At 70.4% G+C, this 19,043-nt stretch carries 23 protein-coding genes; 15 read left to right on the top strand and 8 right to left on the bottom strand.

What is annotated here, in order from left to right:
- Positions 1-94: 94 nt before the first annotated feature.
- The 5 genes from A4X17_RS18150 to A4X17_RS18130 all read left to right on the top strand — a co-directional run bounded on the left by A4X17_RS18150 (position 95) and on the right by A4X17_RS18130 (position 2,664).
- On the top strand, positions 95-799 hold the full coding sequence (locus A4X17_RS18150; protein ID WP_082916283.1) for a GAF and ANTAR domain-containing protein: 705 nt from the start codon (positions 95-97) through the stop codon (positions 797-799).
- The gene (locus A4X17_RS18145; protein WP_064297058.1) at positions 796-1,536 is read left to right on the top strand and encodes a GAF and ANTAR domain-containing protein; all 741 of its coding nucleotides are present in this window, start codon (positions 796-798) and stop codon (positions 1,534-1,536) included. The genes A4X17_RS18150 and A4X17_RS18145 overlap by 4 nt, the downstream gene beginning before the upstream one ends.
- Positions 1,537-1,705: 169 nt before the next feature.
- Positions 1,706-1,906 carry a DUF2795 domain-containing protein gene (locus tag A4X17_RS18140; protein WP_158596586.1) on the top strand — a complete coding sequence of 67 codons (201 nt, stop codon included), beginning with the start codon at positions 1,706-1,708 and terminating at the stop codon, positions 1,904-1,906.
- Between the two features lie 190 nt (positions 1,907-2,096).
- On the top strand, positions 2,097-2,402 hold the full coding sequence (locus A4X17_RS18135) for a hypothetical protein (RefSeq protein WP_064297056.1): 306 nt from the start codon (positions 2,097-2,099) through the stop codon (positions 2,400-2,402).
- Between the two features lie 58 nt (positions 2,403-2,460).
- On the top strand, positions 2,461-2,664 hold the full coding sequence (locus A4X17_RS18130; protein WP_064297055.1) for a hypothetical protein: 204 nt from the start codon (positions 2,461-2,463) through the stop codon (positions 2,662-2,664).
- Positions 2,665-2,737: 73 nt separating this feature from the next.
- Here the strand turns inward: A4X17_RS18130 and A4X17_RS19365 are convergent, their stop codons facing one another.
- Both A4X17_RS19365 and A4X17_RS18125 read right to left on the bottom strand, forming a co-directional pair.
- Complete coding sequence (locus tag A4X17_RS19365; protein WP_153303366.1) at positions 2,738-2,905, bottom strand: hypothetical protein; 168 nt, start codon at positions 2,903-2,905, stop codon at positions 2,738-2,740.
- Between the two features lie 60 nt (positions 2,906-2,965).
- Complete coding sequence (locus tag A4X17_RS18125) at positions 2,966-3,247, bottom strand: hypothetical protein (RefSeq protein WP_064297054.1); 282 nt, start codon at positions 3,245-3,247, stop codon at positions 2,966-2,968.
- Between the two features lie 256 nt (positions 3,248-3,503).
- Between A4X17_RS18125 and A4X17_RS18120 the strand changes: the two genes are divergently transcribed.
- Positions 3,504-3,824, top strand: a complete 321-nt coding sequence (locus A4X17_RS18120; RefSeq protein ID WP_064297171.1) for a hypothetical protein — start codon at positions 3,504-3,506, stop codon at positions 3,822-3,824.
- Between the two features lie 25 nt (positions 3,825-3,849).
- On the opposite strand, the gene A4X17_RS18115 is transcribed toward A4X17_RS18120, so the two are convergent.
- From A4X17_RS18115 to A4X17_RS18105, 3 genes are read right to left on the bottom strand one after another with little or no spacing between them, the layout of a single operon-like run.
- Complete coding sequence (locus A4X17_RS18115) at positions 3,850-4,116, bottom strand: Rho termination factor N-terminal domain-containing protein (protein WP_064297053.1); 267 nt, start codon at positions 4,114-4,116, stop codon at positions 3,850-3,852.
- Between the two features lie 58 nt (positions 4,117-4,174).
- Positions 4,175-4,921, bottom strand: a complete 747-nt coding sequence (locus tag A4X17_RS18110) for a ThuA domain-containing protein (protein WP_175116985.1) — start codon at positions 4,919-4,921, stop codon at positions 4,175-4,177.
- Positions 4,918-6,054: a Gfo/Idh/MocA family protein gene (locus A4X17_RS18105; protein ID WP_064297052.1), complete on the bottom strand. Its 1,137-nt coding sequence runs from the start codon at positions 6,052-6,054 to the stop codon at positions 4,918-4,920. The genes A4X17_RS18110 and A4X17_RS18105 overlap by 4 nt, the downstream gene beginning before the upstream one ends.
- Positions 6,055-6,171: 117 nt before the next feature.
- On the opposite strand from A4X17_RS18105, the gene A4X17_RS18100 reads away from it, so the two are divergent.
- Positions 6,172-7,368, top strand: a complete 1,197-nt coding sequence (locus tag A4X17_RS18100) for an ROK family transcriptional regulator (RefSeq protein WP_197479117.1) — start codon at positions 6,172-6,174, stop codon at positions 7,366-7,368.
- 258 nt (positions 7,369-7,626) lie between these two features.
- Here the strand turns inward: A4X17_RS18100 and A4X17_RS18095 are convergent, their stop codons facing one another.
- A complete protein-coding gene (locus A4X17_RS18095) occupies positions 7,627-8,631 on the bottom strand; it encodes an SDR family NAD(P)-dependent oxidoreductase (protein ID WP_064297050.1) in 1,005 nt (334 codons plus the stop codon).
- A gap of 173 nt (positions 8,632-8,804) precedes the next feature.
- Here A4X17_RS18095 and A4X17_RS18090 point away from each other — a divergent pair, with 173 nt between their 5' ends.
- From A4X17_RS18090 to A4X17_RS18080, 3 genes are all read left to right on the top strand, one after another.
- A complete protein-coding gene (locus A4X17_RS18090; protein ID WP_064297049.1) occupies positions 8,805-9,362 on the top strand; it encodes a TetR/AcrR family transcriptional regulator in 558 nt (185 codons plus the stop codon).
- A gap of 125 nt (positions 9,363-9,487) precedes the next feature.
- On the top strand, positions 9,488-10,114 hold the full coding sequence (locus A4X17_RS18085; RefSeq protein ID WP_064297048.1) for an MSMEG_1061 family FMN-dependent PPOX-type flavoprotein: 627 nt from the start codon (positions 9,488-9,490) through the stop codon (positions 10,112-10,114).
- 96 nt (positions 10,115-10,210) lie between these two features.
- A complete protein-coding gene (locus A4X17_RS18080; RefSeq protein ID WP_082916281.1) occupies positions 10,211-11,155 on the top strand; it encodes a PDR/VanB family oxidoreductase in 945 nt (314 codons plus the stop codon).
- Between the two features lie 37 nt (positions 11,156-11,192).
- Here A4X17_RS18080 and A4X17_RS18075 read toward each other — a convergent pair whose 3' ends face one another.
- Both A4X17_RS18075 and A4X17_RS18070 read right to left on the bottom strand, forming a co-directional pair.
- Entirely contained in the window at positions 11,193-12,032 is an 840-nt protein-coding gene (locus A4X17_RS18075; RefSeq protein ID WP_064297047.1) for a MaoC family dehydratase N-terminal domain-containing protein, read from the bottom strand.
- Positions 12,033-12,104: 72 nt separating this feature from the next.
- The gene (locus A4X17_RS18070) at positions 12,105-13,379 is read right to left on the bottom strand and encodes a CaiB/BaiF CoA-transferase family protein (RefSeq protein ID WP_064297046.1); all 1,275 of its coding nucleotides are present in this window, start codon (positions 13,377-13,379) and stop codon (positions 12,105-12,107) included.
- A gap of 169 nt (positions 13,380-13,548) precedes the next feature.
- Here A4X17_RS18070 and A4X17_RS18065 point away from each other — a divergent pair, with 169 nt between their 5' ends.
- From A4X17_RS18065 to A4X17_RS18045, 5 genes are all read left to right on the top strand, one after another.
- Complete coding sequence (locus A4X17_RS18065; protein ID WP_064297045.1) at positions 13,549-14,559, top strand: iron ABC transporter permease; 1,011 nt, start codon at positions 13,549-13,551, stop codon at positions 14,557-14,559.
- Complete coding sequence (locus tag A4X17_RS18060) at positions 14,556-15,611, top strand: iron chelate uptake ABC transporter family permease subunit (RefSeq protein WP_064297044.1); 1,056 nt, start codon at positions 14,556-14,558, stop codon at positions 15,609-15,611. Before A4X17_RS18065 ends, A4X17_RS18060 begins: the two co-directional genes overlap by 4 nt.
- A complete protein-coding gene (locus A4X17_RS18055; protein WP_064297043.1) occupies positions 15,608-16,459 on the top strand; it encodes an ABC transporter ATP-binding protein in 852 nt (283 codons plus the stop codon). The genes A4X17_RS18060 and A4X17_RS18055 overlap by 4 nt, the downstream gene beginning before the upstream one ends.
- A gap of 60 nt (positions 16,460-16,519) precedes the next feature.
- Positions 16,520-17,518, top strand: coding sequence for an ABC transporter substrate-binding protein (locus tag A4X17_RS18050; protein WP_064297042.1), 999 nt, complete (start codon positions 16,520-16,522; stop codon positions 17,516-17,518).
- 163 nt (positions 17,519-17,681) lie between these two features.
- Positions 17,682-19,043: MFS transporter (locus A4X17_RS18045; RefSeq protein ID WP_157583603.1), on the top strand; the 1,362-nt coding region annotated here is incomplete at its 3' end.

Genomic DNA, 19,043 nt, shown 5'->3' with positions numbered 1-19,043 from the left:
CTTTCCCAGGTAGGACGGATCACCACCCGGCGATTGCGGCGGGATGGCCGTACGATGAGCGGATACCTCCCTCGACCCCGGAAGGAATGCGGACATGAGCGACACCTTCGCCATCGTGTACAGCGCACTCGACCGGGTCGACGAGGACGACCAGCTGGTGGAGCCGATCCTCCGGCTCATACCGCTCAGCGGTGTCTCGATCGCGACGCTCGGCGACACCCTGAGCCCCGAGACGATCGCAGCGAGTGACGAGCAGATCGCGCTGCTCGACGAGCTCCAGTTCGACCTCTCGGAGGGCCCCTCCTGGGACGCGGTCGGCAGCGGCCGCCCGGTGCTGGAGGAGGCCGTCAAGCGGACCGGCTACGACTCCTGGCCGTCGTTCACCGAGGCTCTCCGCGACCACGCGGTCGGCTCCATCTTCGCCTTCCCCCTCCGCGTCGGGCCGCTCCAGGTGGGCGCGGTCGAGCTGTACGACACCGAGGAGCGCACGCTGGACACGCAGGCGGTCGAGGCCATGATGTCCCTCACCCGCCCGCTCAGCCGGTACGTCCTCCGCCGCACCCTCGAACTCGCGAGTCTCCCCGACACGGCGCAGCTCAAACCCCACGCCCGACGCCGGATCCACCAGGCGACCGGATTCGTGATCGCGCAGCTCGGGCTCTCCCCCGACGACGCCCACCTGCTGATCCAGGCTCAGGCCTTCGCCCAGAACCGCTCGATGTCGGAGGTCGCGGAGGACATCCTCGAACGTCGCACCGGCTATGTGCTGCGCGACGAGACGATCGAAGACGAGCGATGAACGCGCGCGGCGACGACGGGACCGGTTCCGAGCTCCGTCACTCGACCGCCCTGCTCGACGTGTTCGCGACGCTCGCCGACACCCTGGTGGACGACTACGACGTGGTCGACCTGCTGCAGATCCTGGTCGATGCCAGCGTCGACCTCCTCGACGTCCAGGCCTCGGGCATCCTCTTGGCGGATCCGCACGGCGACCTCGAGCTGATCGCGTCGACCAGCGAGTCCGGGAGGCTCGTGGAACTCATCCAGCTGAGCGCCGACGAAGGCCCGTGCATCGACAGCTTCCGTGCGGCGACGCCGGTGTCGATCCCCGAGATCGCCGCGGTCGCAAGCGACTGGCCGAGGTTCGCCGAGGTCGCGGCGACCGCGGGGTTCCGGTCGGCTCATGCCTTCCCGCTGCGACTCCGCCGGACCACCATCGGCACCCTGAACCTGTTCCGCACGGCTTCGGAGGCCTTCGACCGGTTCGAGTCACGGGCCGCGCAGGCGATGGCCGACGTGGCGACCATCGGCATCCTGCACGAGCGCACCCTTCGCGAGAGCGACGTGACCCGCGGTCAGTTGGAGTCCGCGCTGCAGTCGAGGGTCGTCATCGAGCAGGCGAAGGGCGTCGTCGCCTACACCGCTGCGATCTCGGTGGAAGCGGCCTTCGAGGTGATCCGCAAGTACGCGCGGAGTCGCCGTCGTCCGTTGGCGGACGTCGCCCGCGACATCGTGGAGCGTCGCCTCGAGCTCTGAGGATGCAGCGTACCCGAACGGGTAGCAGCTCGACGGCGGAAAGGCAAGAGCGCGCCGAACGGTCGAACGGCGACGACACTCGAAGGAGGGCACGGCGGTCCGACGACCGGTCGACGCAGCCGTCCCGCCTGACATCGGGTGCCACGACGCGCCCAGAGAGGAGATGCTCGTGTTCACCGAGCTCGACGAATTCCTACGCGGCATGGAGTACCCCTGCCGCCCCAGCGACCTGACGCGTGAGGCCCGCCGCGACCTGCTCCCGACCCACCTCGTGGAGGCGCTCCGCTCGCTCCCCGAGCGCAGCTACACCAGCCGCTGGGACGTCCTGCACCGCACCTCGATCGCGGAGGCGCTGCCGATCAGCGTCTGAGCGATCGCGCACCACGACTGAGCGGCACCGGCATCGCGCCGGTGTCGCTCCGTCGTGTCAGGTCCACCGACCGACTCCACCGGCCGGACAGGTCGGAGATCATGCGCCGGTTCGCAACCCCCTTGGGCATCGTGGCGGTTCGTGGGGGCCGGGCCTACCGTAGGAAGCCGAGAGCGGAGCAGGAGGACCCATGGGCAAGATGATCTACGACGCCGAGGTGTCGGTGACGTTCGACGACCGGGTGCTCGCACACCTGCAGCAGGTCATCGGCGCCAAACTGCGTCGCGGTGAGGGGTTCTACTTCGGGTGGAAGGACGACCCGCGGGCCGGCGACGGCCGGACGACGATCTGGCTGCACCCCGCGATGTCGCTGCGATTCAAGTACGCGGGCAGCGTCCCCGTCGAACTCAACCGCGCATGGCTCGACGCGCTCGCCGTCAGCGCCGACTCGAACCACGGCCTGGTGCTCGTCCCGGAACCGGGTCCGCGCGTCTGAGGCTCCACAAGCCCTGAGGCCGTGCCCGGACGCCGGGTCCGTGCGCTATCGTCTCGGCATGACCGACAGCGACCAGACTCCGCACACGCACGACGAGAACCGACACGACCAGCTGACGACGGCCCCGAACGCCACCGAGGAGGACGCCGCGCCCCGCATCGACGTCACCGATCAGGGCGACGGCGTCACCCGCATCGACATCCGCGACGACGCGGCGGTGCGCCCGGGCGCAGACCCCGAGGACACCGAGCAGACGGACTGAGCCTGAACCCCGCCTGCTGCACGACGAAGCGCCGCCGACCCGAGGGTCGGCGGCGCTTCCGTGTCTGACGGGCTCAGCGGCCGTCGGCGTCGTGCAGGGGTGCCGCATCCGGCTGCTCGAGCACGTCCGGCTCGTCCGCCGTGTCCTCGTCCGTCGGCTCGTCCGGGATCTCGGTGGGCGGCGTGCCGACCACCATGTCCGGGTCGGTACCCAATGCGTCTGCTCCGGTGAAGTCGCTCATGTCGCTCCTGCTTCCTGTGGTGGTGGTCTGGGTGATGCTGGTATCGGGTGGTGGCGCTGGTCAGGCGACGACGACGTGCAGTCCGCCGGTGATCTCGATCTCCTCGAGCATCTCGGCGGCCATGCGTTCGTCGATCGGCGGCTCGAACTCGGCGTCGAACGCGAAGACGATCGGCTGCTCGGGCGAGACCGTGACCGGTTCCGATGATTGGAAGCGCCCGCGATGGAGTTGCAGCCGGAACGAGCGCTCGCCGAGCATCCGTGTGAGGATCACGCGTTCCAATTGGGCGAGCGTCTGATCGTCGACCTGTGATCGGAGCGCACCGAGGCGGAGGAATCCCATCGTCAGCCCCTTTCTCAGGTGTGCCACGCTAGCGCGCAGAGATGGGGGCGCCCGGGCCATTGCGCGGATGGCCCGGGCAGCGGACAATGCGCGTGCGCATCGTCGATCGAGCACCGCATCGTGGATAATCGGGCGCGCGCCAAGAATGTCTCGTATCCTGAGAGAGCGCTTCACCGACCCGGACCCCGTCGAGATGCGCGCCGTGTCGGCTGTCCACGTCGACGACGATCTCAGGGGTTGGAAGTCGAGGTTCCCAATGGGACAACTGGTCTACGGCACCGGGGATGCACGCGTGCGGCTCGACGACCGCACGCTCGCCCACGTCAAGACGATCGCACTCATGAAGCTGCGACGGAACGAGTCGTTCGCGCTCACGGTGCGACAGGACTCCACCACCGACGGACGCACGACGCTCTGGCTGCACCCGGCGATCGCCCTGCAGTTCTCCTTCGACTCCGACGAGGTAGGCGAGATGGACCGCGCACTGCTCGAAGGTTTCATGCACGAGGCGAACACCGGCGAGGTCGTCGTCCACGCGACGACCGGCGACGACGCGACCGCCGGGTCAGCGAAGTAGTGACTCCGGCGGCCGAGCCGCCTGTTCAGCTGTCGCGGAGCATCGCGATCAGTTCGCTCTTGCGCTTGTCGGAATAGCCGGTGAGGCCTATCTCCTTCGCACGCTCGCGGAGCCGCGCGACGGTCCAGTCGTCGTACGATCCGGACTCGCCGCCCTTCTCCCCGATCGCCGAACGTCCCTGCTTGGCCGCCGCGTTCGAGATGCGTGCGGCTTTCCCCTTCGAGGCGCCCTCGTCGCGGAGCTTCTCATAGAGCTCGGGGTCCTTCAACGACGGATTCTCCGTGTCAGGCATATCGCCCTCCCTTCCGTGTGGCGGCCATTCTCCTCCGGCCGCGCTCACCCATCCAGCCCTAGCGCAGGAACCAGTCCCGTGGGTGCTGGTCCGCGGTCGGCGGCGTGCGCTCGATCGTCGGACGGGCCCACTCGGCAGCGTTGGCCAGTACGCGGCGGATGTCGGGGTGGTGGTAGACCGGGTACTCCTGGTCACCGGGTGAGAAGTAGAACACCCGCCCGCGCCCGCGGTGGTAGGCGACACCGGACCGGAAGACCTCACCGCCGGCGAAGGTGGAGAGGAACACCTCCTCGTCGGGACGCGGGATGTCGAAGTGCTCCCCGTACATCTCCTGGCGGTCGATGACGATCGGGTGCGGTACACCCTGCGCGATCGGGTGGTCCGGGAGCACCGTCCAGACGAGTTCGCGCTCGCCGTCGTTGCGCCACTTGAGCGCGCAGCTCGTCCCCATGAGGCGTTGGAAGACCCGCGAGTAGTGACCGGAGTGCAGCACGACGATGCCCATGCCGGCGTGGACGTGTCGGACGACCCGCTCGACGACCTCGTCGGAGACCTGGTCGTGGGCGATGTGCCCCCACCAGAAGAGGACGTCGGTGTTCGCGAGGACCTCCTCGGTGAGACCGTGCTCGGGATCCTGGAGGGTTGCGGTCGAGACGGACACGGCGTCCCCGAGCGACTCCTCGAGGCCCGCCGCGATCACGGCATGGATGCCGTCGGGGTAGTGCCCCAGCACCACGGCGTCACCGCGGGACTCGTGGACGAACTCGTTCCAGACGCGGATGCGGATCGGTGTCGTGGTGCTCATGCGGGGACCTCCAGTTCGTGCCCGGCGGCGGCCGAGGCGTAGGCGGCGTCGATGACGCGGCTGCGGTGCAGTGCGTACTCGCCGTGGTGACCGGCGAAGCGGAGTTCGCCGCCGGCGGTCTCGCCCGCGCGGATGGTGTCGAGGAACTCCGCGATGACCGACTGGTGGTGACCGGCCGGGACCTGCACGGCGGGTCGTTCGATCGTCGGCGCACCGGCGACGTCACGGTAGATCGTGACCGTTCCTTCGGTGTTGTAGTTGTCGACGTGGAGGCGGACGCCACCCTCTGAGCCGAGCAGTTCGACCGAGATGTCCTCGTGCGCCTTCGAGTAGGAGGCCCACGACGCCTCGAGGTGCAGGCTGCCGCCGTCCTCGAACCGCAGGAGGGCGGACGCGAAGTCCTCGACGTCGAAGGCGTGGGAGGACCGGCTCGAGACCGGACCACCGCCGGAGGAGCCACCGCGGCCGGCGCGGCCCAGCTCGTTGTACGCGACGGCCGACACGTGCGTCACGCGCGGCTCACCGAGGAGCGAGAGCGCGATGTCGAGGACGTGGGACCCGAGGTCGATGAGCGGCCCGCCGCCGGCCGCGGCCTTGTTGGTGAACCAGGAGTCGATACCGGGCACACCCTGGCGACGCAGCCAGGAGGCACGCGAGTGGTAGACGCGGCCGATCGGCTCCTCGGCGAGGTACCGCGCGAGGTAGGCGACGTCGGCACGGCGGCGGTGGTTGTAGGCGACCTCGAGGACGCGGTCGGCGGCGGTCGCGGCCCCCACCATCTCGGCGGCGAGGTCGGCGGTCGTGGCGAGCGGCTTCTCGCAGAAGACGTGCTTGCCGCTGCGGAGCGCGGCCACGGCGATCGGGTGGTGCAGGGCGTTCGGCACGCCGATCGACACGATGTCGAGGTCGTCGCGGGCGACGAGGTCCTCCCAGTCGGCGTAGGTCTCGGGGACCCCGCGGCTCTCGGCCAGCTCGGCGAGTCGCGCCGGTTCCTGGCCGGACAGCGCGACGACGGTGGCACCGGGGAGCGCGGTGAAGGCGTCCAGGTGCGTGGTGCCGGCGAAGCCGAGGCCGATGACGCCGACCCGGAGGTCCGATGCGTCTGTTGTGGTCGGGGCGGTACTGGTGCTCATGCTCGGACGGTTCCTTTCGGGGTGCGGAGCCGAGCACTGTCGTGACCGGCGGTGGTCGACCTTCGCCACTAAATATAGCGGCCATATCTAGTAATGCAACCCTGCTACAGTCACCCCATGGCGGAACCGGGGATCGAGACGGGCAGGGCGAGCGTCGAACTCGTCGCCGCCTACGCCTTCGACCACGGTGCGTTCACGGCGAGTGACGTCATGGATGGGACCGGCCTGACCCGCGCCACCGTGCTGAACGCCTGCGACGCACTCGCCGACCGCGGCTGGATCCGTGAGCTCGACGACGCCCGGGCCGCCGGCGACTACCGACGGGGACGACCGGCCCGGCGCTACGAACTCGCCGCGGACACCGCCTTCGTGATCGGACTCGACGTGGGGCAGCATCGGGTCGCAGCACTCGTCGCGACGCTCCGTGGTGAGGTCGTCGGCCGGGCCGAACGCCCCATCGTGGGCGGCGACGAAGACCCCGACCTCCGCCTCGCGACCGCACGGACCGTCGTCGAGGAGGCGACCGCGCAGGCCGGCGCGACGCCGGGGCAGGTGCTCGTGACCGCCGTCGGCGTCCCGGCACCGGTGGACGCGCACGGCCGCTCCCCGCGCGGCGATCACGACTACTGGGCCCGGATGAACCCCGACTTCGCGAGCCGCCTCGGCCCCTGGGGCGAGGTCGTGCTCGAGAACGACGCCAACCTCGCGGCCACGGCCGAGCGCGCCCTCGGGGAGGTGGCGCGCGAGTCCATCGCCGTCCTCCTGGCCGAGGCGAGTTTCGGCGCAGGACTCATCGTGGACGGCGTGCTGCTGCACGGCGGGGCCGGCGGTGCAGGCGAACTCCGCGTGCTCGGCATGGTCGAGGGTGTCGGTTCGCCGGAGGGCCTCGACGGTGCGGCACGGTCGTGGCTGGAGGAGGATCAGCGATCCGGTGCGGTGCCGGCGTCGTCTCCCCTCGCACGGACACCGGTCGACGCGCTCGACGTCGGCCGCGTCATCGACGCCGCCGCCTCGGGCGACGCCTACGCCGGCAGACTCGTCGAACGCCTCGGGGAACGCCTCGGGCGGGTGTGCCTCCTGTTCGGCAGCCTGCTCGACGTGGACGAGGTCGTCGTCGCCGGCGGCGTGGCCCGCGTCGCCTCGCCCGTCATCGCCGCGGCTCAGACCTGGCTCGACGAGGGGACCTACGCGCCGACGCCGATCGTGCGGGCCTCGCGGCTCGGCGCGGACGTCGTCGCCCTGGGCGCGATCACCCGGGCGGTCGCGACGATCCGCTCCCAGCCGTGGCGCTTCGCCGCTCCGATCCCGCGCTGAGTCCGCGCGCCGCGCATCGCAGGCCGGACACGGCGCAGGGCCCCACCTTCCGCCAAGATCGGTGGGGCCCTGTGAGCGGTGTCACCGCAGTGCGAACGATCGTTCCGGCCGTACTCGTTCAGAGCGTTCGCAGGTGACGGGCGACGCAGAGCGGGCCCGTGTGATTCAAGATTCGCAGCAGAAATGCGTTCATCCCGCCCTGAGCGACTGTTAAGAATCGCGGTTCTTACCGATTGCTGAAGTTCTGTGCAACGGCTGCTACTGCACCGACCATCCGCCGTCGGACGGCAGGATGACGCCGTTGACGTTCACGCCGTCGTCGCTCAGCAGGAAGGTGATGGATGCCGCGAGCTGCTCCGCGGTCGCGATCGTCGGGATCGCCGCCTGGAACGGTCCGAGCCGCGCCGAGCCGGCCTCGGAGACGTTCGGCGGGAAGGGGATCCCCGTGGCGACACCACCCGGAGCGACGGCATTGACCCGGACGCCGTGCGGTCCGTACATGAAGGCGGCGCTCTTGGTCATGCCGACGACCGCGTGCTTCGAGGTCGTGTAGGCGTTCCCCGAGGCGTTGCCGCGCAGCCCGGCCTCGGACGCGATGTTGACGACCGAGCCGGATCCGGCCGCGACCATCGACGGCAGGACGGCGCGCGTCAGCTTGAACGCACCGGTGACGTTCACGCCCATCACCCGCTCCCAGGTCGCGTCGGAGGTCTCGTGGAGCGGGGAGAAGTCGTCGTTGATACCGGCGACGTTGGCGAGCGCGTCGATCCGCTCCCCCGCTGCAGCCACGAGCGCGTCGATGTCGTCCTGTTTCGTGATGTCGCCGGCGACCGTGACGAGGTCGGCGTCCGGCAGGCTCGAGGCGAGGTCGGCGAGCTTGTCCTCGAAGAGGTCCACGGCCACGACCCGGCCGCCCTCACGCGCGACGCGGGATGCCGTGGCACGGCCGATGCCGGAAGCGGCCCCGGTGACGATCACGGTCTTCCCGGCGAACCGACCGACGGTGATGCGCTCCTGCCACCCCTGGGGCGCGTCGTCGACGGGTGCGACGCCGTCGTTCGCGGCGAGCACGAGGTCGTCGATGAGCGATTGGGGCAGCTTGCCCTGACTCAGGGCGACGAGCTGCTGGAGCGGGAGGCCCGAGATCGGGGCGAGCTGCGATTCCTCGGTGCCCAGCTGGGTGAGGAGGCCGCGGATGAGCGGTCCACCGGTGGGGTCGGCGAGCCATGCGGCGATCGGGGTGTTGGCGGTGAGGGCGCTCATGGGGGTTCCTTCGTTCTCGGGAGGGCGATGCGCGGCGGGACCGTATGGGCCTCGATCCATACCGGACATCATTGTCCGGTACACGTTACGCCGTCCGGGTCATGGCCACCAGCCCTCACGGCGGGCTCCCAGTCGGGTGCTCCGGAGCGGCCCCGCGGCGTTACGCTACCGGGATGTCGTCCACGCCCCCGAAGCCGAACCGAGGCCCGAGCGCGGGACCCGAGAACCGCCGAGCGCTCGTCGCCGCGGCGCGTCAGGTGTTCGCCGCTGACGGCTTCAGCGCTCCCCTCAGCGCGGTCGCGAAGCGGGCCGGCGTCGGACAGGGCAGCCTGTACCGGCACTTCCCCGACCGACTCTCCCTCGCCCTCGCGGTGCTCGACGAGAACGTCGGCGAGCTGGAGGAGCACACCGGGCGACCCGATGCGACCCTCGACAGCCTGCTCGACGTCGTGATCGACCAAGCCCTCGTCACCTCGCCCTTCGTCGAGGCGATCCTCGGCGAGGGCGACGACCCCCGCGTGATCGCGCTCGGCACACGCCTCGATCGCCTCGCGCACGCCCTGCATGCGAAGGAACTGACTGCGCATCGCATCGCCGACCACGTCGAGCCTGACGACATCCTCATGGCGATCTCGATGGTGGGAGCGACCCTCACCCGTATTCCCGATTCCCATCGAGCCGACACCGCGGCGCGCGCGAAGGCGATGTTCCGCCGCTCGTTCGGCCGATGAACCAGGGCAGGACGATGGATGCGGCTGGGTCGGTGGCACAGGACACCCGCAAACCGTGTGCCGACAGCCCATTGAGGCGTGCGAGGGACGACCGTAGGGTCGGAGGGACAGAGAAGGGGTCCGCCATGCAGGCCAGCGCGTTCGCGTCGATCGACGTCGACACCATCCGTCGCTCCCTCGGCGAACCGGATCCCGCGGCGACGGCCAAGATCATGGACGAGCTCGACGAGAACTGCCTCGCCTTCCTCGCCCACTCGCCGTTCTGCACCATCGCGACGTCCGACGCCGACGGCCGGTGCGACAACTCCCCGCGCGGGGACTACCCGGGGTTCGTCCGGGCGCTCGACACCCGCACGCTCGTGATCCCGGAGCGCCTCGGCAACCGGCTGGCCGACTCCCTGCAGAACATCGTCCAGAACGGCCACATCGGCATGCTGTGCTTCGTCCCCGGCATGAGCGAGACCCTCCGGATCAACGGCACGGCCACCGTCACCGACGACCCGGCGCTCATGGCGATGCTCGAGCAAGACCACGTGACGCCACAGCTCGCGATCGTCGTACGTACCGAGGAGGTCTACCTGCACTGCGGGCGGGCGCTGCTCCGCGGCGGGCTGTGGGACGCCGAGATGCAGGAGCTCGCGGCCGAGGTGCCGAGTGCGGGCCGGATCTGGGCGAGCATGTCAGGCTTGAGCGCCGAAGTCGGCGACGCCATCGACGAGGCGGTCGCCGTCGGGAACCAGAGTCTGTATTGATGGCTGGAAGCAAGAGGGGCTACTGATGCGCAATCGCGCGGGCATGACCGGTCCTGATCTCCAGATCGGCGATGCCATCGACACGAGGGATTTCTGATGCGCAATCGCGCGGGCATGACCCCGCTCATCGTCCAGGAGATCGTGCGCGAGACGCCGACGATCGTGAGCGTCGTGCTCGCCGATCCGGAGGGCCGCCGCCTCCCGCCCTGGGACCCCGGTGCGCACATCGACCTGCAGCTCATCACCCGCCACGAACGGCAGTACTCCCTCTGCGGTGATCCGGCGGACGAATTCCGGTATCGGATCGCCGTCCTGCGGGAGGAGCACTCGCGGGGTGCGTCGCACTACATCCACAACTTCCTGAAGGTCGGTCGGAAGGTGTTCATCCGGCCGCCACGGAACCTGTTCCCGCTCTCGGATGCGAAGCGGCACCTGCTGCTCGCGGCCGGCATCGGGATCACACCGCTGCTCTCGATGGCGCGGCGGTTGGCCGCGGGCGACGCCGACTGGACCCTCGTCTACGCGGTGCGCACCCGGGAGGACGTCGCGTTCGCGCCGGAGCTCGAAGCCCTGGGCGACCACGTGCGGATCCATGTCAGCGCAGAGAGCGGTCGACTCGACCTGGCCGGCCTCCTCGCGAGCCTCGAGCCGGGCACCGACGTGTCGGCCTGCGGGCCGCGCGGGTTCACCGACACCCTCACGAACCTGGCCGAGACGCTGCCCGAGGGCTGCCGATTGCACCTCGAGCGGTTCGAGCCCAAGCCCCGCTCCTACCTGCCGAACACGGCGTTCACCGTCGAGTGCGCGAGGTCGGAGCGGACCGTCGAGGTTCCCGCCGGGCAGACGATGCTGCAGGCGATGCAGGCCGCACGGGTCGGTGTCGCCGGGTCGTGCATGCGCGGCGTCTGCGGCTCCTGTGCCGTGCAGGTGGTGGACGGGACGCCGGAGCATCGCGACTCCCTGACGACCGACGACGCGTCGATGATCATGTACCCGTGTGTGTCGAGGTCGCTGACGCCGACGCTCGTGATCGACGCGTAGCCGGGGCGACACTGCGACAGGCTCGGTGCCGGGCGACTCAGGGGCGCCAGGTGGCGTCGGCGGAGGCCAGGACCGTGCCGTCGGCGGCACGCACGACGACCGAGGTGCCCTCCGGGCCGTCCGTCCCCGCGATGCGGAACGCCGTGTCGACGAGCACCGGTGCCTTCGCCCGGAACCGGACCGACGCGAGCCGACGACCACCGGCGTTCGCCGTGAGGGCGTCGAGCACCAGGATGCGGGTGAGCGGACCGTGCACGAGGAGGTCGTCGAGCCCCTCGACCTCACGCGCCCACTGGCGGTCGTAGTGGATGCGATGCGTGTTGCCCGTCACAGCCGAGAAACGGAACAGCTGGCGGGAGTCGAGCGACCGGGTCACGGTCCAATCGGCTCCGGCGTCGGGATCGACGTCCTCGGCTGCCACCTCGGGCGCCGCCGTCCGCGGGGAGGGCACCGCGGGCTGCGCCTCGAGGAACACGTCGTGCCAGGTGCTGCGGACGGCGACCTCGCCATCGACGAGGTACTCCCGCACGAGGTCGGCGAAGACCAGACGGCCGGCCCGTCCCTGCTTCTCCACGAGCGAGCCGAGGCTCGTGCACTGCGTCACCACGTCGCCGTAGCGGAGCGGCGCCAAGAACTCGGTGTCCTCCCCCGCGTACATGCGGCGCGGTAGGTCGATGATCGGCAGCACGCCGTCCTCCGCGGGTGAGCCGTCCTCGCGGAGCTGCGCGAACGGCGTCTCGAACGGGAAGTGGACGCCCTCCCAGCCGGCGGGGAGCTCCTCGCCGAGGACCGGTTCCGGTGCCGCGGTCGCGAAGGTGCTGCGATACCAGGAGGCGGGACGGAGATCGAGCTGCTCCGTCCGCTCGACGAGCCCCACTCAGATCACCCCGTCGGAACGCAGCGCGGCGAAGCGCTCGGCAGGCTGCTCCGTCCGCTCCACGAGCCCCATTCAGATCACCCCGTCGGACCGCAACGCCGCGATACGTTCGGCGTCGTACCCGGCGAGCGCCGTCAGCACGTCGTCCGCGTGCTCGCCCATGTGGTTCGCGGGGCGGTCGGTGGTCGCGGGCGTCGCGCTCAGTTTGATCGGCTGGCCGAAGGAGCGGAGGGTGCCGAAGGAGCCGTAGTCGGTCTCGACGACCATGTCGCGTTCGGCCGTCCCGGGGTCGTCGACGACCTCGCCGATGGTCTTCACGGCGGTGAGCGGGACGACGTCGCCGGCCAGCTCCTCGAGCTCGGCGCGGGTGCGGTCCGCGAACCAGGAGACGACGAGCGGCTTGACGCGACGGGCGTACACCTCCTCGTCGAAGCGTTTGCGCATGGTGTCGATCTCGGGGTCGGCGATCGCCTCGGGCGTGCCGAACAGCTCGCAGCTCGCCTTCCAGAGCTTGTCGGTGTACGCGCCGAAGAACACCTGGCCGTCGGCACAGGGGAACAGCTCGTAGGGCCGGACCCAGGCGTGTTCGTTGCCGGACGGCGACGCGACGGTCCCGTCGACGGTGTAGTCGACGACGGCGGTCTCGGTCATCGCGATGATGCTGTCGACCTGGGCGACGTCGACGAGCTGGCCCACGCCGGTGCGCTCGGCGTGCCGCAGGGCGGCGAGGGTGCCGATGACGCCGAACATCGTCGCGGAGAGGTCGCCGATGGTGACGCCGACGCGCACGGGCGGCTGGTCCGCGTAGCCGTTCATGGACCAGAGTCCGCCGGCGGCCTGCGCCGTGTTGTCGAACGCCGGGCGGCGGCTCCGGGAGCCCGTCTGCCCGTAGCCGGAGATCGCCGTGTACACGAGCTTCGGGTTGATGGCGGCGAGCGCCTCGTACGGTAGGCCGAGCTTGGCCATGGTCCCCGGGCGGAAGTTCTCGACGAGGATGTCGGCGCTCGCGACGAGGTCGCGCAGCACCTCCTTGCCGGCGTCGCTCGCGAGGTCGAGCGCCAGACCGAACTTGCCGCGGTTGTACTGGCCGTAGTAGCCGCTGAACTCCTCGTCGCCGTCGCGCAGGTAGGGCGGGAAGCCCCGGGAGACGTCGGGGTCGTTCGGGTTCTCGATCTTGATGACGGTCGCGCCGAGGTCGGCGAGCATCGATGCGGCGTAGGGGCCGGCGAGGACACGGGAGAGGTCGAGGACCACGACGCCCTCGAGCGAGCCGGGCGGGACGGCGAGTCGTTCCGTGGCGGCGAGGACCGCTTCGGTGTCGGCTCCGGTCAACGGCTGCTCGGTCATTCGTGTCCTCCTGATCGCTGTACTCCGTACCGGTCAACGGTATCGGGCGGTGGAGGCCTCACCCATGGGTGAACCGCACACCTCCCGCGCCGTTCCATGGATCACCCCTCCGTCGCCCCGGATGACGGGCGTGCATCGCGACCGGGATAGGTGAGGCTAGGCTAACTCCATGCGCAGCGCGACCCTCCTCCGATCGAGACGCGCGCTCGCCGTCGGCACGCTGGCCGTGGCGCTCCTCGTCATCGCCCTCGCGAGCCTGATGCTCGGCAGCAACCTCATCAGTCCCGTGGCCGTCCTCACCGCCCTGTTCGACCCCGCCCAGGACACCGGCGCCGTCGTCTGGGGGTCGCGGGTGCCGCGCACGGTGCTCGGCGTCCTCGTCGGCGTCTGTCTCGGCATCGCCGGTGCCGTCATGCAGGGGCAGACCCGCAACCCGCTCGCCGACCCCGGCCTGTTCGGTGTCTCCGCCGGCGCGAGCCTCGCGGTCGTCGTCGGGGTCTACGTGCTCGGCACGAGCTCGGTGATCACGACCCTCTGGCTCGCCCTGCTCGGCGCCACCGTCGCCAGCGTCATCGTGTTCTCCGTCGCCGCGCTCGGCCGCGGACTGTCGAGTCCTGTCCCGCTCGCGATCGCCGGCACCGCCGTCTCGGCCCTGCTCGTCGCCCTGACCTCGTACCTCGTCCTGTCCGACGAGACGACGCTCGCCGCCTATCGCATCTGGGTGGTCGGTTCACTGTCCGGCCGATCGCTCACGGGCGTCGACGCGGCCCTGGTCTTCGCCGGGCTCGGCCTCGTGTTCGCGGTCGCCAACATCCGCTCGCTGAACGCCCTGGCGCTCGGGACCGAGCTGGCGAACGGCCTCGGCGAGAACCTCATCCGCGCACGACTCGTGGGGCTCGCCGCGATCACCCTGCTCACGGCCGCCGCCGTGGCCCTGACCGGCCCGATCGCCTTCGTCGGACTCACCGCCCCGCACATCGCGCGCACCCTCGTGGGCGGGCATCACGGCTGGCTCCTCCCCGCCTCGGGACTCGTCGGTGGGAGCGTGCTGCTCGCGTGCGACGTGATCGGTCGACTCATCGGCGGCACCGCCGAGGTGCCTGTGGGCGTCGTCCTCACCGTCGTGGGTGGGGTCGCGTTCATCGCCATCGTGCGCCGCGGACGGATGGCGGAGCTGTGAGCGCCGTGCGCGAGGGCAGCCGCTTCTTCGGCCGCCTGTGGCGAGGGCGGGTCGTCGGCGTCACGATCGCCTGTCTCGTCGTCGCGCTGGCGTTCGCCCTGCTCGGGATCGTCGCCGGCTCGTCGTCCCTGACGATCCCCGACGTGATCACCACCCTGCTCGGTGGCGGGACCGGCGGCCAGGAACTCATCGTGTTCGAGCTCCGCCTCCCCCGGGTCGTCGGCGGCCTCCTCGTCGGTGCGTCCCTCGGACTCGCCGGGGCCCTGACCCAGACCTTCGCACGCAACCCGCTCGCCACTCCGGACATCCTCGGTGTCACCTCGGGTGCCGCGCTCGGGGCCGTGGCAGCGATCGTCCTGGTCGGCGGCAGCTACTCGGTCGGGGCCGGCGCCCTCAGCCTGGGCTTGCCCGCCATGGCCGCGATCGGCGCCCTCGTCACCTCCGCCGCCGTCTACGCGCTGTCCTGGCGCGGCGGCGTCGACAGCTTCCGACTCATCCTCATCGGCATCGGTGCCACCGCGACCCTCGGTGGCATCACGAGCTACCTCATCGCCCGGGCGCAGATCACCGAGGCGGCAGCGGCGGCACAGTGGCTCGTCGGCAGCCTCTCGGGCATCTCCTGGTCGAGCGTGTGGCCGGTGCTCGTCGCGCTGGTGATCCTGACGCCGATCGCGGTCCTGCAGACGAGCAGCCTCGACATCAGCCAGCTCGGCGACGAGTTGTCGACCGGCCTCGGCGTCGCGGTCCAGCGGCATCGGATCGTGGTCATCGCGTGCGCGGTCCTGCTCGTCGCCGCGGCCGTGTCCGCGGCGGGGCCGATCGAGTTCGTCGCCTTCGTCGCGCCGCAGATCGCCCGCCGCCTGGCCCGCACCGGTCGCCCGCCGCTGCTCGCCTCCGCACTGCTCGGCGCCGTCATCGTCACGGGCGGCGACGCGCTCGTCCGTGGTGTCCTGCCGGGCGAGATCCCGGTGGGCATCATCACGGCGATCGTCGGCGCGCCCTATCTCATCTGGTTGCTGACGCGCCGCAAGGAACGGGAGACCTCCGCATGACCGACCCCGCCACGACCGCATCGCCCGTGCAGGAGCGCCAGACGCCCGCCCTCGAGGCTCGGGGCGTCTCCCTGGCCTACGACCAGACGGTGGTGTTCGAGGGGCTCGACCTCCGCATCGAGACGGGCGAGGTCACGACCCTCATCGGCGCCAACGGCTGCGGCAAGTCGACACTGCTCAAGGCGTTCGGTCGCCTGCTCACCCCGACCGCCGGCACGGTCGAGCTCGACGGCCGCGGCGTGCGGTCGATCCCGACCCGCGAGGTCGCGCGCCGGCTGGCGATCCTGCCGCAGAAGCCCCTGACGCCGTCTGCGACGAGCGTCCGCGACCTCGTCTCGCGAGGGCGCCACCCGCACCAGAGCCTCCTCAAGCCGTGGACGCCCGCCGACACGATCGCCGTCGACGAGGCGCTCGCCGCCACCGGTCTCGAGACCCTCGCCGACCGCGACACGGCCTCCCTGTCGGGCGGGCAGTTGCAGCGCGCCTGGATCGCCCTGGTCCTCGCGCAGCGGGCCCCAACGATCCTGCTCGACGAGCCGACGACCTTCCTCGACCTCAGCCACCAGCTCGACGTCCTCCGACTCGTGCGGTCGATCAACCGCGAACGTGGCGCGACGGTCGTCATGGTCCTGCACGACCTCACGCTCGCCGGTCGCTACTCCGACCGCCTCGTCGTCGTTGGCGGCGGCCGGGTCATCGCCGACGGCACGCCCTGGGAGGTCCTCACCCCGGCCGTGCTCCGGGAGGCGTTCGACCTCGACGCGATCGTCATCCCCGACCCGAGCAGCGGTTCGCCACTCATCGTGCCGGTCGACCCTGACGACGCGATCGCCCTCGATGCCAAGTGATCCGGGCGATCGGGCATTCCGATATCGTTTCGTGACTTAGGTTCGGCTACCCTAAGTATCATGACGATCTCTTCACGCCTCCGCCGCGCCGCACTCGTGCTCGTGCCCGCGCTCGCCCTGGTCGGCCTCGCCGGCTGCTCCCCCACCGCCGCCTCCGACGCCGACAGCAGCGGCGCCTGGAGCTACACCGACGACACCGGCACCACGGTCAAGCTCGACGAGCAGCCCAAGCGCATCGCGAGCTTCGCCGATTACGCGCTCGGCCTGCACGGCAACGGCATCGACCCCGTCGCGGTCTTCGGTCGCGTCGACGTCGTCACCGACAAGCGGTTCTCGGACTACGACCTCGGCGACACGGCCATCGTCGGCAACAGCTACGGCGAGATCGACCTCGAGGCACTCGCCGAGGCGGCACCCGACCTCATCGTGACCGGGATCTACCCGACCGATCGCGACGGCACGCTCGACCTCAAGGGCCCGTACTACGGTGTCGCCGACGTCGAGCAGCAGGAGCAGCTGGAGAAGATCGCTCCGGTCGTCGCCATCAAGGTCGGCGGCAAGGGTGCCGACGTCATCGCCTCGCTCAACAAGCTGTCCGAGGCGCTCGGAGCCGACGAGGACACCATCGCCGCGGCGAAGGAGAAGTACGACGCCGCAGCAGCGGACCTGACCGCCGCAGCGAAGGAGACCGACCTCGAGGTCACGCAGATGTACGCGGACGCGAGCGGCATCTACGTCGTCAAGCCGCAGGATGAGCCGGAGACGGAGCTGTACAGCGAACTCGGCGTGAAGTACACGAACGCGAACCCGGACGGTTACTACTACTGGGACATCTACAGCTGGGAGAACGCCGGCCAGGCGATGACCGGTGACGTCCTGCTCGTCAACGTCGAGGGCTTCCAGCAGAGCGACCTCGAGGCGCAGGCGACCTTCGCCTCGCACCCGGCGCTCGTCGCCGGCCAGATCCACTCCTGGAACACCGCCGCCCTCGACTACACGTCTCAGGCGAAGCAGATGGAGACGCTCGCCGGGATCCTTCGCGAGTCGAAGGCGCTGTAGCGAGCACGGGGTGGGGCGACCCTCGGGCGCCTCACCCCGTGTGCTCCCGACGCACCGGAACGGCTCCGGAGTGTGCCGACCACACATGGGCCGGGCCTCCAGACGGCCGGTAGCCTCGTCAGGCGTCCCGGCCGTCCGGGTGCGCCCAACACGAAGGAGTGCCATGGCCATCCAGAGCGCGCGCGAGAGCGACCCACGCGGATCCGACACCACCGCCGTCGGCCAGAGCGACATCGATCGCGACGGCCTCGACTCCCGGGTGCAGCGTCGCCGCGCCATCCTCGCCAGCTCGGTCGGCACCGTCATCGAGTGGTACGACTTCACCCTCTACGGGCTGGCCTCCGCACTCGTGTTCGCGCCGCTGTTCTTCCCCGGCGCCGGTGACCTCGCCGGCCTGCTCGGCGCGTTCGCCGGCTTCGCGGTCGGCTTCGGTGCCCGCCCGATCGGCGGCCTGATCTTCGCCCATTACGGCGACAAGCTCGGGCGCAAACCGACGCTGCTCATCACGCTCCTCTTCATGGGCGTCGCGACCACCATCATCGGGTTGCTCCCCACCGCCGAGACCATCGGCATCTGGGCACCGATCCTGCTCATCGTGCTGCGGATCTTCCAGGGCATGGGCTCGGGCGCCGAGTTCGCGGGCGCGATCACGATGGCGAGCGAGTCCGCCGACGTGAAGCACCGCGCGTTCGCCGCCTCGTTCCCCGGCGCCTCCGTGTACGTGGGCATGGCGCTCGCGACCACCGTCTTCGCCGTGGTGAGCACGCTGCCGATCGAGCAGTTCCAGAGCTGGGGCTGGCGGATCCCGTTCCTCGCGAGCGTCGTCATCGTCGCCTTCGCCCTGTACTTCCGCCTGCGCGTGAAGGAGACGAAGGCGTTCGAGAGCGCCGAGGAGCGCGGTGCCGTCACCTCCGCTCCGCTGGCCGGCGCGATCCGCTCGCACTGGCGCGTGATCATCTGCGGCATGGCGCTGTTCACGTTCGCCCTGCCATGGGTCTACGTCGTGCAGGTGTTCTCGCTGTCGTACGTCACGGGCACGCTGAGTGTGAACCCGACGGAGGCGCTCATCGGCCTCATCGTCGCCGAGGTCCTGACCATCCCGACGGCGCTGCTGTTCGGTCGCCTCGCCGACCGCATCGGTCGCAAGCCCGTCCTCATGGGCGCCGCGATCTTCGGTGTGGTCTACGCGTTCCCGATGTTCCTGCTCTACAACACGGAGCAGTCGACCCTCGTCGCGCTGGGCCTGATCCTCGGCCTCGCCGTCATCCAGGGTTCCACCATCGGCACCTCGGGGGCGCTGCTCGCCGAGATCTTCCCAACCTCGATGCGCTGGAGCGGCATCGCGCTCTCCCGCGAGATCCCGGCCGCCCTCGTCGGCGGGACGGTCCCGCTCGTCGCGACCGCGCTCGTCGCCGCGAGCGGTGGGGCACCGTGGTTGGTGGCGGCGTACCTGCTGGTGCTCAGCGCGATCGGCATCGTCGGGATCGCGTTCCTCCCGGAGACCCTGCCGCGGAAGCAGCGCGGC

This window comes from Plantibacter sp. H53 (genome assembly GCF_001650455.1).
In the GTDB taxonomy this organism is placed as follows: Bacteria; Actinomycetota; Actinomycetes; order Actinomycetales; family Microbacteriaceae; genus Plantibacter; species Plantibacter flavus_A.
Note: the sequence above shows the minus strand (reverse complement) of the source record. Positions and strands in the feature narration are given on the sequence as shown.

Coding starts and splice junctions, on each gene's coding strand:
- A4X17_RS18150 (WP_082916283.1), top strand. CDS start 95: ATGAGCGACACCTTCGCCATCGTGTACAGCGCACTCGACCGGGTCGAC.
- A4X17_RS18145 (WP_064297058.1), top strand. CDS start 796: ATGAACGCGCGCGGCGACGACGGGACCGGTTCCGAGCTCCGTCACTCG.
- A4X17_RS18135 (WP_064297056.1), top strand. CDS start 2,097: ATGGGCAAGATGATCTACGACGCCGAGGTGTCGGTGACGTTCGACGAC.
- A4X17_RS18130 (WP_064297055.1), top strand. CDS start 2,461: ATGACCGACAGCGACCAGACTCCGCACACGCACGACGAGAACCGACAC.
- A4X17_RS19365 (WP_153303366.1), bottom strand. CDS start 2,905: ATGAGCGACTTCACCGGAGCAGACGCATTGGGTACCGACCCGGACATG.
- A4X17_RS18125 (WP_064297054.1), bottom strand. CDS start 3,247: ATGGGATTCCTCCGCCTCGGTGCGCTCCGATCACAGGTCGACGATCAG.
- A4X17_RS18120 (WP_064297171.1), top strand. CDS start 3,504: ATGGGACAACTGGTCTACGGCACCGGGGATGCACGCGTGCGGCTCGAC.
- A4X17_RS18115 (WP_064297053.1), bottom strand. CDS start 4,116: ATGCCTGACACGGAGAATCCGTCGTTGAAGGACCCCGAGCTCTATGAG.
- A4X17_RS18110 (WP_175116985.1), bottom strand. CDS start 4,921: ATGAGCACCACGACACCGATCCGCATCCGCGTCTGGAACGAGTTCGTC.
- A4X17_RS18105 (WP_064297052.1), bottom strand. CDS start 6,054: ATGAGCACCAGTACCGCCCCGACCACAACAGACGCATCGGACCTCCGG.
- A4X17_RS18100 (WP_197479117.1), top strand. CDS start 6,172: ATGGCGGAACCGGGGATCGAGACGGGCAGGGCGAGCGTCGAACTCGTC.
- A4X17_RS18095 (WP_064297050.1), bottom strand. CDS start 8,631: ATGAGCGCCCTCACCGCCAACACCCCGATCGCCGCATGGCTCGCCGAC.
- A4X17_RS18090 (WP_064297049.1), top strand. CDS start 8,805: ATGTCGTCCACGCCCCCGAAGCCGAACCGAGGCCCGAGCGCGGGACCC.
- A4X17_RS18085 (WP_064297048.1), top strand. CDS start 9,488: ATGCAGGCCAGCGCGTTCGCGTCGATCGACGTCGACACCATCCGTCGC.
- A4X17_RS18080 (WP_082916281.1), top strand. CDS start 10,211: ATGCGCAATCGCGCGGGCATGACCCCGCTCATCGTCCAGGAGATCGTG.
- A4X17_RS18070 (WP_064297046.1), bottom strand. CDS start 13,379: ATGACCGAGCAGCCGTTGACCGGAGCCGACACCGAAGCGGTCCTCGCC.
- A4X17_RS18065 (WP_064297045.1), top strand. CDS start 13,549: ATGCGCAGCGCGACCCTCCTCCGATCGAGACGCGCGCTCGCCGTCGGC.
- A4X17_RS18055 (WP_064297043.1), top strand. CDS start 15,608: ATGACCGACCCCGCCACGACCGCATCGCCCGTGCAGGAGCGCCAGACG.
- A4X17_RS18050 (WP_064297042.1), top strand. CDS start 16,520: ATGACGATCTCTTCACGCCTCCGCCGCGCCGCACTCGTGCTCGTGCCC.